17 protein-coding genes, 1 pseudogene and 1 riboswitch are annotated in these 14,944 nt (G+C 64.0%); of the genes and pseudogenes, 10 read left to right on the top strand and 8 right to left on the bottom strand.

Going from position 1 to position 14,944, the window contains the following annotated elements; all coding sequences use genetic code 11:
* Nucleotides 1-80 precede the first annotated feature (80 nt).
* A riboswitch (SAM riboswitch) is annotated at nt 81-158 on the top strand.
* Nucleotides 159-233: 75 nt separating this feature from the next.
* Both metX and metW read left to right on the top strand, forming a co-directional pair.
* The gene (metX, locus tag NKI72_RS05835) at nt 234-1,403 is read left to right on the top strand and encodes a homoserine O-acetyltransferase MetX (protein WP_292661143.1); all 1,170 of its coding nucleotides are present in this window, start codon (nt 234-236) and stop codon (nt 1,401-1,403) included.
* Between the two features lie 115 nt (nt 1,404-1,518).
* Nucleotides 1,519-2,133: a methionine biosynthesis protein MetW gene (gene metW / locus NKI72_RS05830; RefSeq protein WP_352471435.1), complete on the top strand. Its 615-nt coding sequence runs from the start codon at nt 1,519-1,521 to the stop codon at nt 2,131-2,133.
* A gap of 51 nt (nt 2,134-2,184) precedes the next feature.
* On the opposite strand, the gene NKI72_RS05825 is transcribed toward metW, so the two are convergent.
* Nucleotides 2,185-2,406, bottom strand: coding sequence for a hypothetical protein (locus tag NKI72_RS05825; RefSeq protein WP_352616055.1), 222 nt, complete (start codon nt 2,404-2,406; stop codon nt 2,185-2,187).
* Here NKI72_RS05825 and NKI72_RS05820 point away from each other — a divergent pair.
* Nucleotides 2,405-2,611, top strand: coding sequence for a hypothetical protein (locus NKI72_RS05820; protein ID WP_352483502.1), 207 nt, complete (start codon nt 2,405-2,407; stop codon nt 2,609-2,611). The two genes, NKI72_RS05825 and NKI72_RS05820, sit on opposite strands and share 2 nt — an antisense overlap.
* An 85-nt stretch (nt 2,612-2,696) precedes the next feature.
* Here NKI72_RS05820 and NKI72_RS05815 read toward each other — a convergent pair whose 3' ends face one another.
* The gene (locus NKI72_RS05815; RefSeq protein ID WP_352540204.1) at nt 2,697-3,017 is read right to left on the bottom strand and encodes a DUF1330 domain-containing protein; all 321 of its coding nucleotides are present in this window, start codon (nt 3,015-3,017) and stop codon (nt 2,697-2,699) included.
* Nucleotides 3,018-3,252: 235 nt separating this feature from the next.
* Here NKI72_RS05815 and NKI72_RS05810 point away from each other — a divergent pair, with 235 nt between their 5' ends.
* Complete coding sequence (locus NKI72_RS05810; RefSeq protein ID WP_352683094.1) at nt 3,253-3,999, top strand: SDR family NAD(P)-dependent oxidoreductase; 747 nt, start codon at nt 3,253-3,255, stop codon at nt 3,997-3,999.
* Nucleotides 4,000-4,041: 42 nt separating this feature from the next.
* Entirely contained in the window at nt 4,042-5,067 is a 1,026-nt protein-coding gene (locus tag NKI72_RS05805; protein WP_352849978.1) for an RNA polymerase subunit sigma-70, read from the top strand.
* An 18-nt stretch (nt 5,068-5,085) separates the two neighbouring features.
* On the opposite strand, the gene NKI72_RS05800 is transcribed toward NKI72_RS05805, so the two are convergent.
* The 3 genes and pseudogenes from NKI72_RS05800 to NKI72_RS05790 all read right to left on the bottom strand — a co-directional run bounded on the left by NKI72_RS05800 (nt 5,086) and on the right by NKI72_RS05790 (nt 8,806).
* Complete coding sequence (locus tag NKI72_RS05800) at nt 5,086-5,892, bottom strand: DUF1194 domain-containing protein (RefSeq protein ID WP_352849977.1); 807 nt, start codon at nt 5,890-5,892, stop codon at nt 5,086-5,088.
* A 76-nt stretch (nt 5,893-5,968) separates the two neighbouring features.
* A pseudogene (locus NKI72_RS05795) lies at nt 5,969-7,801 on the bottom strand (ABC transporter ATP-binding protein/permease).
* 222 nt (nt 7,802-8,023) lie between these two features.
* A complete protein-coding gene (locus NKI72_RS05790) occupies nt 8,024-8,806 on the bottom strand; it encodes a class I SAM-dependent methyltransferase (protein WP_023677904.1) in 783 nt (260 codons plus the stop codon).
* Nucleotides 8,807-8,904: 98 nt separating this feature from the next.
* On the opposite strand from NKI72_RS05790, the gene gloB reads away from it, so the two are divergent.
* A complete protein-coding gene (gene gloB / locus NKI72_RS05785) occupies nt 8,905-9,672 on the top strand; it encodes a hydroxyacylglutathione hydrolase (protein ID WP_352831641.1) in 768 nt (255 codons plus the stop codon).
* Nucleotides 9,673-9,693: 21 nt separating this feature from the next.
* A complete protein-coding gene (locus NKI72_RS05780) occupies nt 9,694-10,131 on the top strand; it encodes a cupin domain-containing protein (RefSeq protein ID WP_352831639.1) in 438 nt (145 codons plus the stop codon).
* Here the strand turns inward: NKI72_RS05780 and NKI72_RS05775 are convergent.
* The 3 genes from NKI72_RS05775 to NKI72_RS05765 are packed head-to-tail and all read right to left on the bottom strand — an operon-like array spanning nt 10,128 to nt 12,517.
* Entirely contained in the window at nt 10,128-10,796 is a 669-nt protein-coding gene (locus tag NKI72_RS05775; protein ID WP_352831637.1) for a lysoplasmalogenase family protein, read from the bottom strand. The two genes, NKI72_RS05780 and NKI72_RS05775, sit on opposite strands and share 4 nt — an antisense overlap.
* On the bottom strand, nt 10,796-11,683 hold the full coding sequence (gene yddG, locus NKI72_RS05770) for an aromatic amino acid exporter YddG (RefSeq protein WP_352831635.1): 888 nt from the start codon (nt 11,681-11,683) through the stop codon (nt 10,796-10,798). The genes NKI72_RS05775 and yddG overlap by 1 nt, the downstream gene beginning before the upstream one ends.
* A 42-nt stretch (nt 11,684-11,725) precedes the next feature.
* Nucleotides 11,726-12,517, bottom strand: a complete 792-nt coding sequence (locus NKI72_RS05765) for a DUF3108 domain-containing protein (protein ID WP_352831633.1) — start codon at nt 12,515-12,517, stop codon at nt 11,726-11,728.
* 612 nt (nt 12,518-13,129) lie between these two features.
* On the opposite strand from NKI72_RS05765, the gene rpmB reads away from it, so the two are divergent.
* From rpmB to NKI72_RS05750, 3 genes are all read left to right on the top strand, one after another.
* Entirely contained in the window at nt 13,130-13,426 is a 297-nt protein-coding gene (gene rpmB / locus NKI72_RS05760; protein WP_352505075.1) for a 50S ribosomal protein L28, read from the top strand.
* An 81-nt stretch (nt 13,427-13,507) separates the two neighbouring features.
* Nucleotides 13,508-14,188: a queuosine precursor transporter gene (locus tag NKI72_RS05755; protein WP_352505074.1), complete on the top strand. Its 681-nt coding sequence runs from the start codon at nt 13,508-13,510 to the stop codon at nt 14,186-14,188.
* 76 nt (nt 14,189-14,264) lie between these two features.
* Complete coding sequence (locus NKI72_RS05750) at nt 14,265-14,939, top strand: spermidine synthase (protein WP_352831631.1); 675 nt, start codon at nt 14,265-14,267, stop codon at nt 14,937-14,939.
* Nucleotides 14,940-14,944 lie beyond the last annotated feature (5 nt).

Here is a 14,944-nt window from a genome sequence, read left to right as displayed (position 1 = left end):
GGCCCGGAATGTCGAGGGGCGGCAATTCGGGATCAAGAACTTGCCGTTGACGAAGCCATGCGCGAGTCATAGAAGAACGGCTACAGTTCCGTGGTGATTTGGCCGGTCGGCTTGCAGCCACGTTAAACAACTTGCTAAAGGGCCGTTTGCATCTTGTAACCGGCTTTGCGAAGGCATGGCCGGTTTTTTGTTGCCAGACCGGTGGACAACTGAAGGCCGGGCAAGGAGATGTGATGGTCGCTTTGCGCGCGCGAAAAACCAACAACGAGGCCGACCAGCCGTCGAGCCCGGTGTTGCGTTTCGGCGCCGACAAGCCGCTCAAGCTCGACGCCGGCACGCTGCTGTCGCCGTTCCAGATTGCCTACCAGACCTATGGCACGCTCAACGACGCGCGCTCCAACGCCATCCTCGTCTGCCATGCGCTGACCGGCGACCAGCACGTCGCCAACACCAATCCGGTGACCGGCAAGCCGGGCTGGTGGGAAGTGCTGATCGGTCCCGGCAAGATCATCGATACCGACCGTTTCTTCGTCATCTCGTCAAACGTCATCGGCGGCTGTCTCGGCTCCACCGGTCCCGCCTCGACCAATCCCGCCACCGCCAAGCCCTACGGGCTCGACCTGCCGATCATCACCATCCGCGACATGGTGCGGGCGCAGTTGATGCTGGTCGAGCATTTCGGCATCGAACAGCTGTTCAGCGTGCTGGGCGGCTCGATGGGCGGCATGCAGGTGCTGCAATGGGCCTCGAGCTATCCCGAGCGCGTCTTCTCGGCGCTGCCGATCGCCACCGGCGCCCGCCATTCCTCGCAGAACATCGCTTTCCACGAGGTCGGCAGGCAGGCGGTGATGGCCGACCCGGACTGGCATGGCGGCAAGTATTTCGAGCACGGCAAGCGGCCGGAAAAGGGGCTGGCGGTGGCGCGCATGGCCGCCCACATCACCTATCTGTCGGAAGCAGCGCTGCACCGCAAGTTCGGCCGCAACCTGCAGGACCGCGAAGCCCTGACCTTCGGTTTCGATGCCGACTTCCAGATCGAGAGCTATCTGCGCCATCAGGGCATGACGTTCGTCGATCGCTTCGATGCCAACTCCTATCTCTACATGACCCGGGCGATGGACTATTTCGATCTCGCCGCCGACCATGGCGGCCGGTTGGCCGATGCCTTCGCCGGCACCAAGACGCGCTTCTGCCTGGTTTCGTTCACTAGCGATTGGCTGTTCCCGACCGAGGAGAGCCGCTCGGTCGTGCACGCGCTGAACGCGGCCGGCGCCTCGGTATCGTTCGTCGAGATCGAGACCGACCGCGGCCACGACGCCTTCCTGCTCGATGAGCCCGAACTGTTCGCCGCCATCAAGGGCTTCATCGCCTCGGCCGCGCGGGCGAGAGGGCTCGGCGCATGACCCCGAAAAGTTGCGGATTGTTCGGATCAGGACCATGTGCCAGGCATCAGCGCATGACCCCGAAAAGTTGCAGGCTTTTCGGATCAGGGTCATGTGCCGAGCAAGAGCCGAAGGCATGAGCGTCAACCGCGCCCAGCGCGTCGACCTCGAAGTCGTCGCCGATCTCATCCCGCCGCAGTCGCGGGTGCTGGACGTCGGTTCCGGCGACGGCCTGCTGCTCGAATTGCTGCAGGAGACCAAGAAGGTCGATGGCCGCGGGCTGGAACTGTCGCAGCGCGGCGTCAACGAATGCGTGGCGCGCGGCCTGTCGGTTATTCAAGGCGATGCCGACAAGGATCTCCAATTCTATCCCGACAAGGGTTTCGACTTCGTCGTTCTGTCGCAGACCTTGCAGGCGACCCGCAATCCGAAGCTGGTGCTCGACGAACTGCTCCGGATCGGCAACCGCGCCATCGTCTCATTCCCGAATTTCGGCCACTGGCGGGTGCGCCTTTCGCTGCTCTTCAACGGCCGCATGCCGGTGACCAAGGACCTGCCCTATTCCTGGTACGACACGCCCAACATCCATTTCTGCACCATTCGCGACTTCGTCAATCTGTGCGACGAGCTTGGCGCGACGGTGGAAAAGGCAACCGCGCTCGACGCCAACGGCCAGCGGATCGGCTTCTCCATGCCTTGGTGGTTCTGGAACTTTTTCGGCCAGCAGGCGGTATTCCTGCTGAAACGATAGGTTTGACAGGCAGAAGCAACGAACCTCAGACCTGCGCAAGAAACCATATTTTCAATTTTCAATCCAATGAAGTTGCCCGGCATTCTTTGTTGCTTTAACAGGTCTCAAACGGGTTGGTTTGGGGGAAGCAATGAAGACGTTAGTATTAGCAACAGCTTTGATGTCGGCCACTTTGATTTCCGGATGCACGACGTCGAAGACCGATTTCCAGAATGGACAAGTCGCGTTGAGCGGCAGCCCGGCGCTGAAACGGCAGGCGATCCAGCGGTGCATGACCAAATTCAAGATGCGGTTCGGCAAGGTTGAAAGGGCAAACCTCGCCGCGCTCATGAACGTCCCGGATGCCGGATTGGAACACACGTTCTGCACGCGATTGATGAACGGCTTCGCGAACGGCAGGATCAACTACTCGGATTACCTGGCTGCATTGTCGCATGGCGACATGTCCAACGCGATCAAGGTGCTGCAGGGGCGGTGAAGCTGCCGATGCAGACGCGATCCAAATTCGGTGCCGCCAGATAGATGGCGGCACCATAGACGCCGGTTGTACCCGATCATTCCCTCTATTCAAGCACGTCCGTGGCCTTGTGCGGGTGCTGGACGCCATCAACGAAGACCACGTCGGACCGGGAATTGCCGGTACGCAGCGGCAATATCTCCTGATAGGCGGGCGAGTCGTACCATGCACGTGCCTGCTGCCGGTTGGGAAACTCGATGACTATGAGATAGCCCGGCCAGGTGTTTTCAACGACTTCCACCTCGCCTCCGTGCACCACGAAGCGGCCGCCAAACGGTTCCAGCGTGGCATCGATCTTGTGCAGGTACTCGACGATCTGCGGTCCCGGCGTGACCTGGCGCATATGGGCGACGGCGTAGGCGGTCATGGCGTAACTCCTTGTGGTCGAAGGCCGGACAACCGGCTTGATGGGAGCAGTTTGCCGAGACGTCGCGCACAGGTCGATTACCCCCGAGGTAATGACACTGAATACAAAACCGACGCGCCGCTGCCGTCAGCTGAAAGATATTTCCGCCTGGCACCGATGATTTCCACCCACCTGCGCTGTCCTTATCGATGAGCGCGCCTGGATGGTCCGGCGGCCGGGAATAGAGAGGTGATCCATGGGATCGTTGCAAAATCAGAATGTCGTCGTCGTCGGAGGCAGCCGTGGTGTCGGCCGCTCCATCGCGGAGGCCGCCCTCAAGGAGAAAGCGACGGTGCTGGCCGTCGCCCGCGGAAAACAGGCCCTGGCGCAATTTGCCTGGGAGGTCTCGGGCGTGAAGACGCTCGCGGCCGATGCTACGATGGACTCCGCCCCGGATAAGGTCTTCGCCGCGCTTGAGCCGGACGTACTGGTGATCTGCGCAGGTGCGCTGGCGCCTTCTGCGCCGGTGCATGAACAGAACTGGAAGGCGTTCTCGGCAAATTGGGACACGGACGTCAAGGCGTCGTTCCTGTTTTGCCGGGCCGCTCTGCGGCGTCCGCTCAAGCCGGGGACCCGGATCGTTCTGATCTCCAGCGGCGCGGCCTTGACCGGCGGACCACCGAACGCCGGCGGCTATGCTGGCGCAAAACGCATGCAGATGTTCCTGGCCGGTCATAGCCAGAAGGAGGCCGACCGGCTTGGCCTCGGCCTGCGCTTCATGGCGCTCGCGCCGATGCGCATCATGCCGGAAACCGGCGTGGGCAAAGCCGGCGTCGACAGCATAGCGGCCTATATGGGCATCCAGCCGGCGGACTTCATCGCCGCCATGACCGACATGCAAACGCCGGCCGATGTCGGACGGGCGGTGGTCGCACTCGCCACCGGCCAGCCGCAAGGCAGTTCCTTCATGGTGAGCGGTAGCGGGCTTGCCCCGGCCGCCTGAGGGGCGCGTAATGCAACGCTCGCTCGTAACCGCACAAGCCACATGACAGACGCTCAACCACCTCTGGAACCATCACGCCAGCCGATCCTCGATCGGCTGGCCTTCGAGAAGGTCACGGCCGCGCATCGCCGCGAGCTCAAGCTGCATTGTTATCGCATGATGGGTTCGCTGCACGAGGCCGACGACCTCGTCCAGGACACGTTGCTTCGCGCCTGGCGCGCAAGATCGGAGTTCGACGGGCGAGGTTCGGTTCGCGGTTGGCTCTACATGATCGCGACCAACGGTTGCCTCAACGCCATCAAGGCGAGGTCGAGGGCGCGTCGCATTCTCCGGGAACCCGGACGGCAGCCCTCGCACGGGGCGGCCATAGGCGGGCCCATAGCCGACATCGCCTGGCTGGAGCCCTACCCCGACGCCGAGCTTCCAGACGTTGCCAGCAGCGAGCCAGGTCCGGAAGCCCGTTACGAGAGCCGCGAGGCCGTCCAGCTCGCCTTCGTCGCGGCGATCCAGGATCTGCCGCCCAGGCAGCGCGCCGCGCTGCTGCTTGCCGACGTCCTCGGATGGTCGGCTGTCGAGACGGCGCGTTTGCTGGGCGGATCGACGGCTTCGATCAACAGCGCGTTGCAACGGGCCCGCGCAACGCTGGCGACGCGCTATCCTCAGGGACGGCCGGCCAGCCGATCACGGCCCAGCCCCGAAGAAGGCCTGCTGCTCGAACGCTACATGCAGGCCTGGCAGGCCGCCAATCTCGACAGCTTGATCGAGCTGCTGCGTGAGGACGCCATCTACACCATGCCGCCTTGGCGTGAATGGTATCAAGGCCGCGAAGCGATCCGCGGTTTCTTCGAGACCGTCTGGCCGAGGTTTGGCGGCTTCCGCACGCTGGCCACCCGCGCCAATGCCCAGCCGGCGGTCGGGGTTTATTCCCGCAGCCACGATGGCCCTGAATGGCGGGCCCATTCCCTGCATGTGTTCGACGCAGCCGAGGGCGGGATCGCTTCCTTGACGATCTTCATAGGGCCGCTCGGGCCATCTCTGTTCCCGGCCTTCGGCCTGCCACCAGCCTAGCTTACCCCTGGGCCAGCCTTATCGGTCGAGTTCCGGGAAATAGGGGTCCGAGAAAAACCTTCGGTCGCGCTCACCTTGCAGGCAGTCGATCGGTGCGTCGATGCGGATCGTCCTCGGATCCACCTTGGGATACTCGATGCCGCTGACCTCGAGGATCAGTTTGCGGCGAGTGGCGGTGGCGAATTCGGAAGCAGCATAGATCGGCAGCACGAACGAGCCCGGCCCGCCGGTGACGCATTCGGCATAGTACCGGTCGAGATGGCTGAAGGTGGGTGACGGGCTGACCAGGATCGGCAGCCCGTTGATGACGATGCCCTTCGCCAGCGCCGCATCGCGTGCCGTTGTGACCGGCAAGCCGGTGTTGTTTGGGCCGTCCCCCGAGACGGCGATGACGCGGCGGTTGCCGGTGAAGGCCGTGCCGTCGAAAAGCTCGGCGCCGAAAGCCACAGCACCGGAAATCGAGGTGCCGCGAAAGCTCCTGAACGGGCGGGCCGCGATCTTGTCGGCGAAAGCGTTGGCGCTCTCCTTGCTGTCGACGACCTGCCAGGCAATGACCGCATCGTCGCGGATGGTGCCGGCCCATTCGAAATAGGCGATGGCGATGCGGCCGAAGGTACCGGCACGCACGGCGTTGATGAAGTCGGGGTGGCGCAGCGCCGCGACATAGCCGGCGCGCTGCAGGGCAAACTCCCTTTCATCCATCGACTGCGAGATGTCGACGGCCAGCACCAGCTCGACATCGACGGCAATTGCATTGGCCGGCGCGGCCGCAGGTGCCGCCGGGGTGCAGGCAAGGCAGGCGAGCAGGGCGAGTGCGTCAAGCATGGCCGATCGGAACGTTCCCATCTGAAACGATCGCGACAGTTTTTCGCCGCGATCGCGGCGAAATAAAGCTTGCCTTCTATTTCTTTCGGCCGGTCGAGGCGATCGCCGGGGGCGGTTCGATGGCACCTGCCCTGATACGGGCCGGCTTGAGTGGCGGTTGGCCGGCATCCTTGACGATGGTCAACGCCCGCCGGAAAAAGCGGGCATTGTGCTGGCCGCGGCCGATATTGAGGATCGCGGCGTCGGGAAGGCGCTTCTCCAGCATCGACAGCACTTGCCTCAGCGTTGGGCCGTCGAACGCGTCCAGCGCCTCGTCGATGATCACCCATTTCGGCCGTCGCAAGGCCAGCCTGGCAAAGGCCAGCAGACGCTGCTCGTCGTCGCTGAGCTCACGCTCCCAGCGCGCCGAGCGATCGAGCGAGGACGACAGGCGTTGCAGCCCGACATCGGCCAGCACCTCCGAGATCTCGGCATCGCTCGCCTCCGCCGCGCCGTCTGAATGGTTGAGCACCTCGCGCAGCTTGCCGAGCGGGAAATAGGGGGTACGCGGAACAAAGATCGGCGCTTCTCCGGCCGGCATGCCGATCCGTCCGCTGCCCCATGGCCACAGACCGGCAATGGCCCGGAAGAACAGCGTCTAGCCGGCGCCCGGATCTCCGGTGATCATGACCCGGTCGCCGGCGCGGATTTCGACATGCGGCTCGGCAAGCTTGGTGCATCCCTCCGGCGAGGCGACCTCGAGTTTCTCGAAGGTCAGGCTGCCGTCCGGGTTTTCGCCGAACGAAATGCGCCTTTCCGTATGGTGCAGCGCGTCGGTGTCGGCAAGCGCGATGCGGAAGTCGGCGACCCGCATCAGCGTAGCGCGCCAATCGGCGATGCCGCCGATATTGTTGATGAACCAGCGCAGCGACGAATGGACCTGGTTGAAAGCGCCGACTGCCATCATCAAGCCGCCAAAGCTGATATCGCCGGCGAAATAGACCGGTGAGGCGACCAGGATCGGCGCGACGACAGTGATCCAGCCATAGGTGTCGGTAACCCAGGAAAGATTGATCTGGGCGCTGTAGATGCGCCGCATGGCGCCCAGCACCATGCCGAGATCGAATTCGAGCCGGCGCCTGGCATCGGCCTCGCCATGCGCCAGCGCGATGGCATCGACATTCTCGTTGACGCGAACCACCGAGGAGCGCAGCTCCGCTTCACGCGTATAGCGATCGTTGTTGAAGCGGATCAACGGTCGCCCGACCAGCCAGCTCAACCAGGAGGCGGTGCCCGCATAAAGGATCGCCGCCCAGACCATATAGCCGGGTATGGCCAGCGAATGGCCGCCTATGTGGAAGACGAAGCCGGAAGACAGCGACCACAGGACCCCAACGAACGAGGCAAGCAGGATGCAGGACTGCAGCAGGCCGATGCCAAGACCGGTGGAAAGATCGGAGAGATGCCCGGCATCCTGCTGCAGGCGCTGGTCGGGATTGACGCCGATGGCGCCGGCATGGGTCAGCCGGAAGGCACGCGCCGGCCGCATCCATTCGTCGATCAGGTCGAGCGTCAGCGCCTCGCGCAGCTTCAGGCGGAGCATCTGGTCGAGCCAGGTCTGGCCGACATTGAGCACCACAAGCCCGCCGGCGATGCCGGCAAAGACCAGAAGCTGATGCAGGAAAGCCGGCATGTCGCGCCGCGCAAGCGCGTCGTAGAAAGGCTGGTTCCAGCGATTGAGCAGAACCTGCCCGATCGAGCTCGCCACGATGACGGCGACGATGCCGATCGCTGCCCAAAGCAATTGTTTTCGCACTGGCGAGCTGGTCAGTGCCAATTTGATTGTTGCCAGCTGCTCACGCAGGCTGCTGGCTTCGATCGACGTGGCAAGCTTCTGGGCGCTGGCCTCGACATCCGGAAGATCAGCCATGAGTGGATCCTTGCATTCGAAAGCGATGCTGAAACCCGGTCATAGAATCGACCGCGTATGCCTTCAATCCGGCAGCCAACCCGTCCGCGACAGACAATGCATGTCGCGCAAAAGTGTGCAGCGGTTTTGCGATAACGACATGCATAAAACAACAACCTAAAGCGCGTCGTACGAGGCCGGTCTAATGCGACGCGCTTTTGGTGAGAAAAAGCCTGCGTCGGATCACGAACGCGTCATCCTGGCGGTGTCGGACGTCCGGCCCGCGACAGCCCGGCCAAGCGTCGGCGCGCCATGCGGCGAGAGAACCGGCACGAAGACGCGGCGGGACGCGCGCTGGGCAACCGGCACGCCTTGATAGAGCCGCTTCTGCGCCTCGACAACGATAACGCCAGAAAAGATCGGCCAGAAGCGCCGGCCGGCGCGTTCCAGCACATTATGGAACTGCATCATGAAACGTCGCGGCGACGGCGGGAAGAACAGCGCATCGGACCACGCCGCCGGCGTGAAATTCGCTTCGCGCAGCAATTCGGTCAGCTGGCCGCGCGAGAACGGCCGGCCATTGCCGAAAGGCGTATGCTCGAAGCGTGCCCAGACGCCGCGCCGGTTGGGCACGACGATGACGACACGGCCGGCCGGCGACAGCACCCGCCAGATCTCGTTCAGCGTCTCGCGCGGGTTCTCGACATGTTCGAGCGAATGGACGAGCAGCATGCGGTCGATGCAGGAATCGACCAGCGGCAGTTCCTCGTCGAAGACCAGGGCAGTCGCCGTCGGCCCGGTCGCCGGCCAGACCACCGCGCCCTGCGTTGCCGGCATGAAGGCAAAGACGCGCTCGGCATCGCTGCCGAAGCGCTCCAGCCACGGCAAGGTGTAGCCGAGGCCGACCAGCCGCTCGTTGGGCACGACGGCCCATATCGAGGACAGCGCCATGGTGATCGAGCGTTCGGCCAGGCGGCCGAGCGTGGTCGAATAAAACGAACGGAGATCGACAATGTCTGAATGCATGCGCGGAACGGTAGCTTCGAAGCAGTCCAAGTTCAACAAAGGCAGATGACATCGGCTGGCAGGCGCCCTATGTCTGCGGCAATAAAGGGAGAGATGCGATGCCGGTCGAGATCGAACAATTCATGTGCCGCAGCGACAATTTCGGCGTGCTGGTGCACGACCCGAAAAGCGGCCAGACGGCGCTCATCGATGCGCCCGAGGAGGCGCCCATCCTGGCGGCGATCAAGCGCACGGGCTGGACCCCGACGATGATCCTGACCACTCACCACCATCTAGACCATGTCGAGGCCAATCTGGCGCTGAAGGAGCGTTTCAAGCTGCGCATTGTCGGGCCGGAAGCCGAAAAGGCAAAGATTCCCGGCATCGACGAAACTGTCGAGCAAGGCTCGGTGGTCCATCTCGGCGACGAGCGGATCGAGGTCATCGCCACACCCGGCCATACCGCCGGCCATGTCACCTATCATCTGCCGGCGTCGAAAGTGGCATTCGCCGCCGACACGCTGTTTGCGCTCGGCTGCGGGCGGCTGCTCGAATGCAAGCCGCCGGTGATGTACGAATCCCTGAAGAAGCTCGCGGCGCTGCCGGCCGACACGGTCGTCTATTGCGGCCATGAGTATACGCTGGCCAACGCCCGTTTCGCGCTGACCGTCGACCCGACCAATTCGGCGCTGAAAGAGCGCGCCGCGAAAGTCGAGGCGTTGCGCGCCGACGGCAAACCGACGCTGCCGACGACCATCGGCGAGGAACTGTCGACCAATCCGTTCCTGCGCTGGCACGATCCGGCGATCCGCAGGCATCTCGGCCTCGAGAACGCCTCCGACGCCGAAGTGTTCGCCGAGATCCGCAAGCGCAAGGACAATTTCTGAGCGGCGCCAGGAGCTAGGGTCATGACCAGTTCCGCCGAAATCATCGCCCTGCTCGGCCTGAAGCCGCATCCGGAAGGCGGCTGGTATGCCGAGACCTTTCGCGACGGCGCGGCAGGCACGCGCGGCCATTCGACGGCGATCTATTTCCTCCTCGAGAAGGACCAATTGTCGGCCTGGCACCGGGTCAAGGACGCGGCCGAGGTCTGGCATTTCTATGACGGTGCGCCGCTGGCGCTGTCGATACACCGAGAAGGCGGTCCCGTCATCGAGGAGATCCTCGGTACCGCGCTTGCCGCAGGCGAGCGGCCGCAGATCGTCGTGCCGGCGGGCTGGTGGCAGTCGGCGCGCAGCCTCGGCGAATGGACCCTGGTCGGCTGCACCGTGGCGCCGGGTTTCGATTTCTCCGCCTTCGAACTGGCCGAACCAGGCTGGCAGCCGGGAACGCCTAAGGCACCTTAGCCCAGCAGCAAACCCAGCGTGATCGCCAGCTGGCCGACGTAATACAGCGCCCAGACCCCATGGCGCACCCAAATGCGATGCGGCGAGATGGCGGGCAGCAGGAACTTTTCCGCGGCGTGCAGCCCGTCGGACAGCATGAGCAGGACGATGCCGCCAATGACCCAGACGCTGTTCAGGGTGAGCGCCGCAATGCCCATGCCAAGCAACGCCGCGACATGGATGCCAATCGGCAAACGCAAGGCCGGGCCGATGCGGCGCCAGAGCGCGAAAACCATCGCCAGCGCCAACACGGCCATCGCTAGGGCAATAATTCCTCGCCACGGTTCGGCCGAGAGCAGCCCGAGGCCGCTGCCGGCGCGCAGGAACAGCACGACGTAAAGCACATGCGCGGTAAGAAAACTGGCCGTGCCGCCAAGAAATGCCTTCTCGCCGTCGCGCGACAGGAAGGCGTCGCCGATGGCACTGGCGCCCAGCGCGGCGACGAGCAGCCATGGGCCGCCCTGCTGCGCGACCAGCACCGCCAGCATCGCCACCGCCAATGTCCTTGCCGCCGACCGCGAAAGGCGCGGCGGCATGCCGAGGCTGAACGCGTAAATCACCGCCGCCGCCAGCGAAAACAGCAGCGTCGCATTGGCATTGGCATCGATGCCGCCGGAAAACGGCATCACGCGTTTGCCTCGCTCGCGGCCCTCTTGCGCAGCAACAGCGATTTCGCCGCCAGTGCCGCGCCGCCGGTGATCAGCACGCAGGCGGCGAGGATGCGCCATGACGGCTCGGCGAAGCCGGCGGTGATCAGCACCAGGGTGGACAGCAGCGGCGCGGCATAGCTCGCCGCCCCCAGCACCTGGATGTTGCCGCGCTTGACGCCGATGTCCCAGGCATAGAACGCCGCCCCCACCGGCATCAGACCGAGGCCGAGCACGGCCAGCCACTGGCCGGCGCCGTTGGGCAGCACCGTTTCTTCCAGCAACAGATGGCAGACCAGCGAAAGTGCCGCGGTGGCGGCGCAGAACCAGGTGACGATGCTGGTCGGCACCGACGGGAAGCGCCGCGACAACAGCGAATAGGACGACCACAGCACCGCGCAGACGCCGGCCATTGCATAGCCGAAGGCATAACGCGCATCGAAGGCAAGCCCGCCGCCCTTGGTGACGATCAGGACCGTGCCGGCAAGGCCGAGCAGCGCGCCGGCGACGTGGTTCCAGGCCAGCCGCTCGCCCGGCATCAGCGCCGACCCCAGCACGATCAGCAGCGGCCACAGATAGGCGATCAGGCTGGCCTCGACGGCCGGCGCATTGCGCAGCGCGGTGAAATAGAAGAAGTGGTAGCCGAACAGGCCGGCAATGCCGATCGCCCAAACCTGGCGCGGTATCTTCGCGGCGCCATCAGCTGCCGGCATGAACAGCCGGGCAACCAGCCCGACGCAAGTGCCGATCGTAAAGGTGATTGCCGAAAGCAGGAACGGCGGCACGGCGCCCGAAGCATCCGTAAGCAGCGCCAGCAGCGCCCACATGGCGACCGCGGAGAAGCCGATCAGTGTTGCGCGCGCCATACCGGTCGCCCCCTGCCCATCGTTGGCGGCGCACCGTCACGCCTATTCGTTTGCTTCGAACCGCTCCGCGCTGATCGTCAACGGGCCGATTTGCGTGCTGACCGTGGCGCGGATCGGCGCATATACGCCGCTTTGGCCGACCGGTGCAAACGTCACCATGATGCGGCTGCGTTTCTTCAGGTAGTTCAGCGCCTTGCGGTTCTTGCGGTAACCGGCCACCGGCTCGAAGCCCAGCCTGCAGGTGACCGTATCGCCCTTGTAGCCGGCCACCGAGATCGACCCTTTGGACTCGTAGGTCAGTTTCAGATCGGCACGCATTTCGCCGTCATAGAGCTTCACCGTGCGCCCGCAGACCTGGTCGAGGCTGTCGGCATGGATGACGGTGGCGGCCATCGGATCGAGGACCGATACGAGATGGCTGCCGGCCAGCGGTATCCAATTCTCGGGATTGCGCTTCTTCGGTTCAGGCACGACCTTGGTCGAGGTGACGACGCCGTTGGCAAACTGGATGTCGATCATCGATGCCTTCTTGCCGGACGTGTAGTCGGCGTGGAACGCTTGCGGCTGCAACTGCTTGCCCGAAATCTTGCCCTTCGACGAGATCGTGCCCCGCGTATCGTCGAACAAAGTGGCGAGCCCGGCGGCGGAAACGCTGCCCTCGATCGAATAGGTGTCGCCCTCGTAATGGCTGGAGAATTTCGCCTTGGCCACGGAGAGGCCGAGGAACGACACCGAATACTCGCCCGTGAAGGATTGCGGCTCAGCGGCCGAAGCCGTTGTCGGCGGCGCGACGGCCAACAGCACGACCAGGGCATGGAGGAAAGAACGAGGCATGGGCGGGTCCTTGATTGTCGACCGGAGACGGGCGGCTCCGATCTGGCATGTCCCTGTGCGACCGCTTATAGGCTGAATTCCGGCCTTAATGTGAAGGCGGCGTCGGCAGGGACGGTGGGGCTGGTCGACGGCCAAAATAAAAAACCCGCCTCGACGGGCGGGTCGTTGGAGCCAATTAGCACCATACCGAAATTAGTAGCATAGCTGCCGGCACAAAGCAAGAACAAAATGTGGCCACCTGGAAAATCGCGACAGGTTTGCGCAGCCCCTCATCGCCCTGCCGGGCACTTCTCCCCGTATAGGGACGGGGAGAAGGTCGCCTTGCAAACGGTTTCGCCAATTTGCGGAGTTGCAGAAAGCGCCGAGCCTGCGGCCCAGCCCCTTCTCCCCGTCACTATACGGGGGAAGGTGCCGGCAGGCGGATGAGGGGCAGCGCCGGCATCGGTCATCTTTTGATTGATTCCCTTGGCACTAACCAACCCCAAGCTTGACGCCTCGGCGAAATGCAACTATGGAACGCCAACTTTTTCCATAAGGCCGCCTGACCGAAACCGCGCGCCACCCGGCGCGGGTCGAATGTTTGGCCAGGACCGAGAACCGAAGGTTAGAACCATGTCCCGCACCTGCGAACTCACTGCCAAGGCAGTCATGTCCGGCAACAATGTGAGCCACGCCAACAACAAGACCAAGCGTCGCTTCCTGCCCAATCTCGTCAATGTGACGCTGATCTCGGAAGCGCTGAACCAGAACGTGCGCCTGCGCATTTCGGCCAACGCATTGCGTTCGGTCGAGCATCGCGGCGGCCTCGACGCCTTCCTGGCCAAGGCCGATGCCAAGGAATTGTCGCAGCGCGCCCGCCTATTGAAGAAGCAGATCGCCAAGAAGATCGCCGAGCAGCCGGCCGCCTGAGTTTTTCGGCGGCAGCGCCTTCCAGGGCGGGGTCCGAACTCCGGATCGCGTTCCGCTGGTTCCATTACCCAGGATAAAAAAATGATTTTCCTCTCGCGGTACCTGCCCTTCGTGGCGGCCATGGCGCTCGTCGTCGTGGCCTCGAACATCCTCGTGCAGTTCCCGATGCAAGGTTCAATCGGCGGGCTGTCGCTGGCCGACATCCTGACCTGGGGCGCCTTCACCTATCCGTTCTCCTTCCTGGTCACCGATCTCGCCAACCGCCGCTATGGGCCGGCGGTGGCGCGCAGGATCGTCTTTGTCGGCTTCATGACAGCGGTGATCTGCTCGATCGTCATCCCACCGCTGCTGTTTCGCCACGGCCTGATCGAATTCGAGACCGCCGCCGACCGGCTGGTGCGCATTGCCGCTGCCTCGGGCGCCGCCTTCCTCACCGCGCAGTTGCTCGACGTCACCGTATTCAACCGGCTGCGCCGGCAGAGCTGGTGGCGCGCGCCGATCGTCGGCACGCTGGTCGGCTCCGTTTTCGATACGGTGGTGTTTTTCACCGTCGCCTTCGCGGCGGCGTTCGCCTTCGCCGGGCCCAACGACGGCTTTGCGCTGGAAACCGCGCCGCTGATGGGCGTGCTGCCGGTCGAGACGATGCGCTGGATTTCCTGGGCGCTCGGCGATCTCGGCGTCAAGCTGGTCATAGCGGTGGTGGCGCTGATCCCCTACCGGCTGCTTGCCGCCCGCTGGAGCCAACCGGCACTGGCAGCATGATCCCGAACCAAAGGTCCGCGTTAGCGAAAAGTGGGAACCGGTTTTCGGACAAGATCATGCTCAAAGGCTATCGAGCATGATCCCTTGGGTCCAGCTTGATTCGGCAAAAACGCCTGACGGCGGACGGGAACTCCGCCTGAAGCGGCGCGGCGGCGAATTCTCGATCATGCTTGGCGCCAACGAGCTGATGAACAGCCGGCTCAGCGGTTCCGAAGAGGCGCTGGCGAAACTGTCCTGCCAAAGGATTGCCGGCCGCCGGACCCCAAACATCCTGATCGGCGGCCTCGGCATGGGCTTTACCTTGCGCGCGGCGCTGGCCGAGCTCGGCGACGATGCGCAGGTCACCGTTGCCGAATTGGTGCCGGCGGTCGTGGCGTGGGCGCGCGGCCTGATGGCCGAAGTTTTCGACGGTTGCCTTGACGACCGGCGTGTCGGCATTCGCGAGGCCGATGTCGGTCAGCTCATCCGATCGCAAGCTTCGGCCTGGGACGCGATCCTGCTCGATGTCGACAACGGCCCCGAGGGCATCGTCTACAAGGCCAACGATGCGCTCTACGGCGCAGCCGGCCTGATCAGCGCGAGAGCAGCTCTCAAGCCCGGCGGTGTGCTGGCGGTCTGGTCGCAGGGCCCTGACGCAGGTTTCACCCGAAGGCTCAAGCAGGCCGGCTTCACGGTCGAGGAGGTCAAGGTGCGGGCTCACGGCAAGCGCGGCGCCCGTCACATCGTCTGGCTCGCGACCAAGGGGCAATAGGCCAC

The sequence above is a fragment of the Mesorhizobium sp. M0437 genome, assembly GCF_040321335.1.
Classification (GTDB): Bacteria; Pseudomonadota; Alphaproteobacteria; order Rhizobiales; family Rhizobiaceae; genus Mesorhizobium.
The sequence above is the reverse complement of the archived record's forward strand: the minus strand, read 5'-3'. Positions and strand labels throughout refer to the sequence as shown.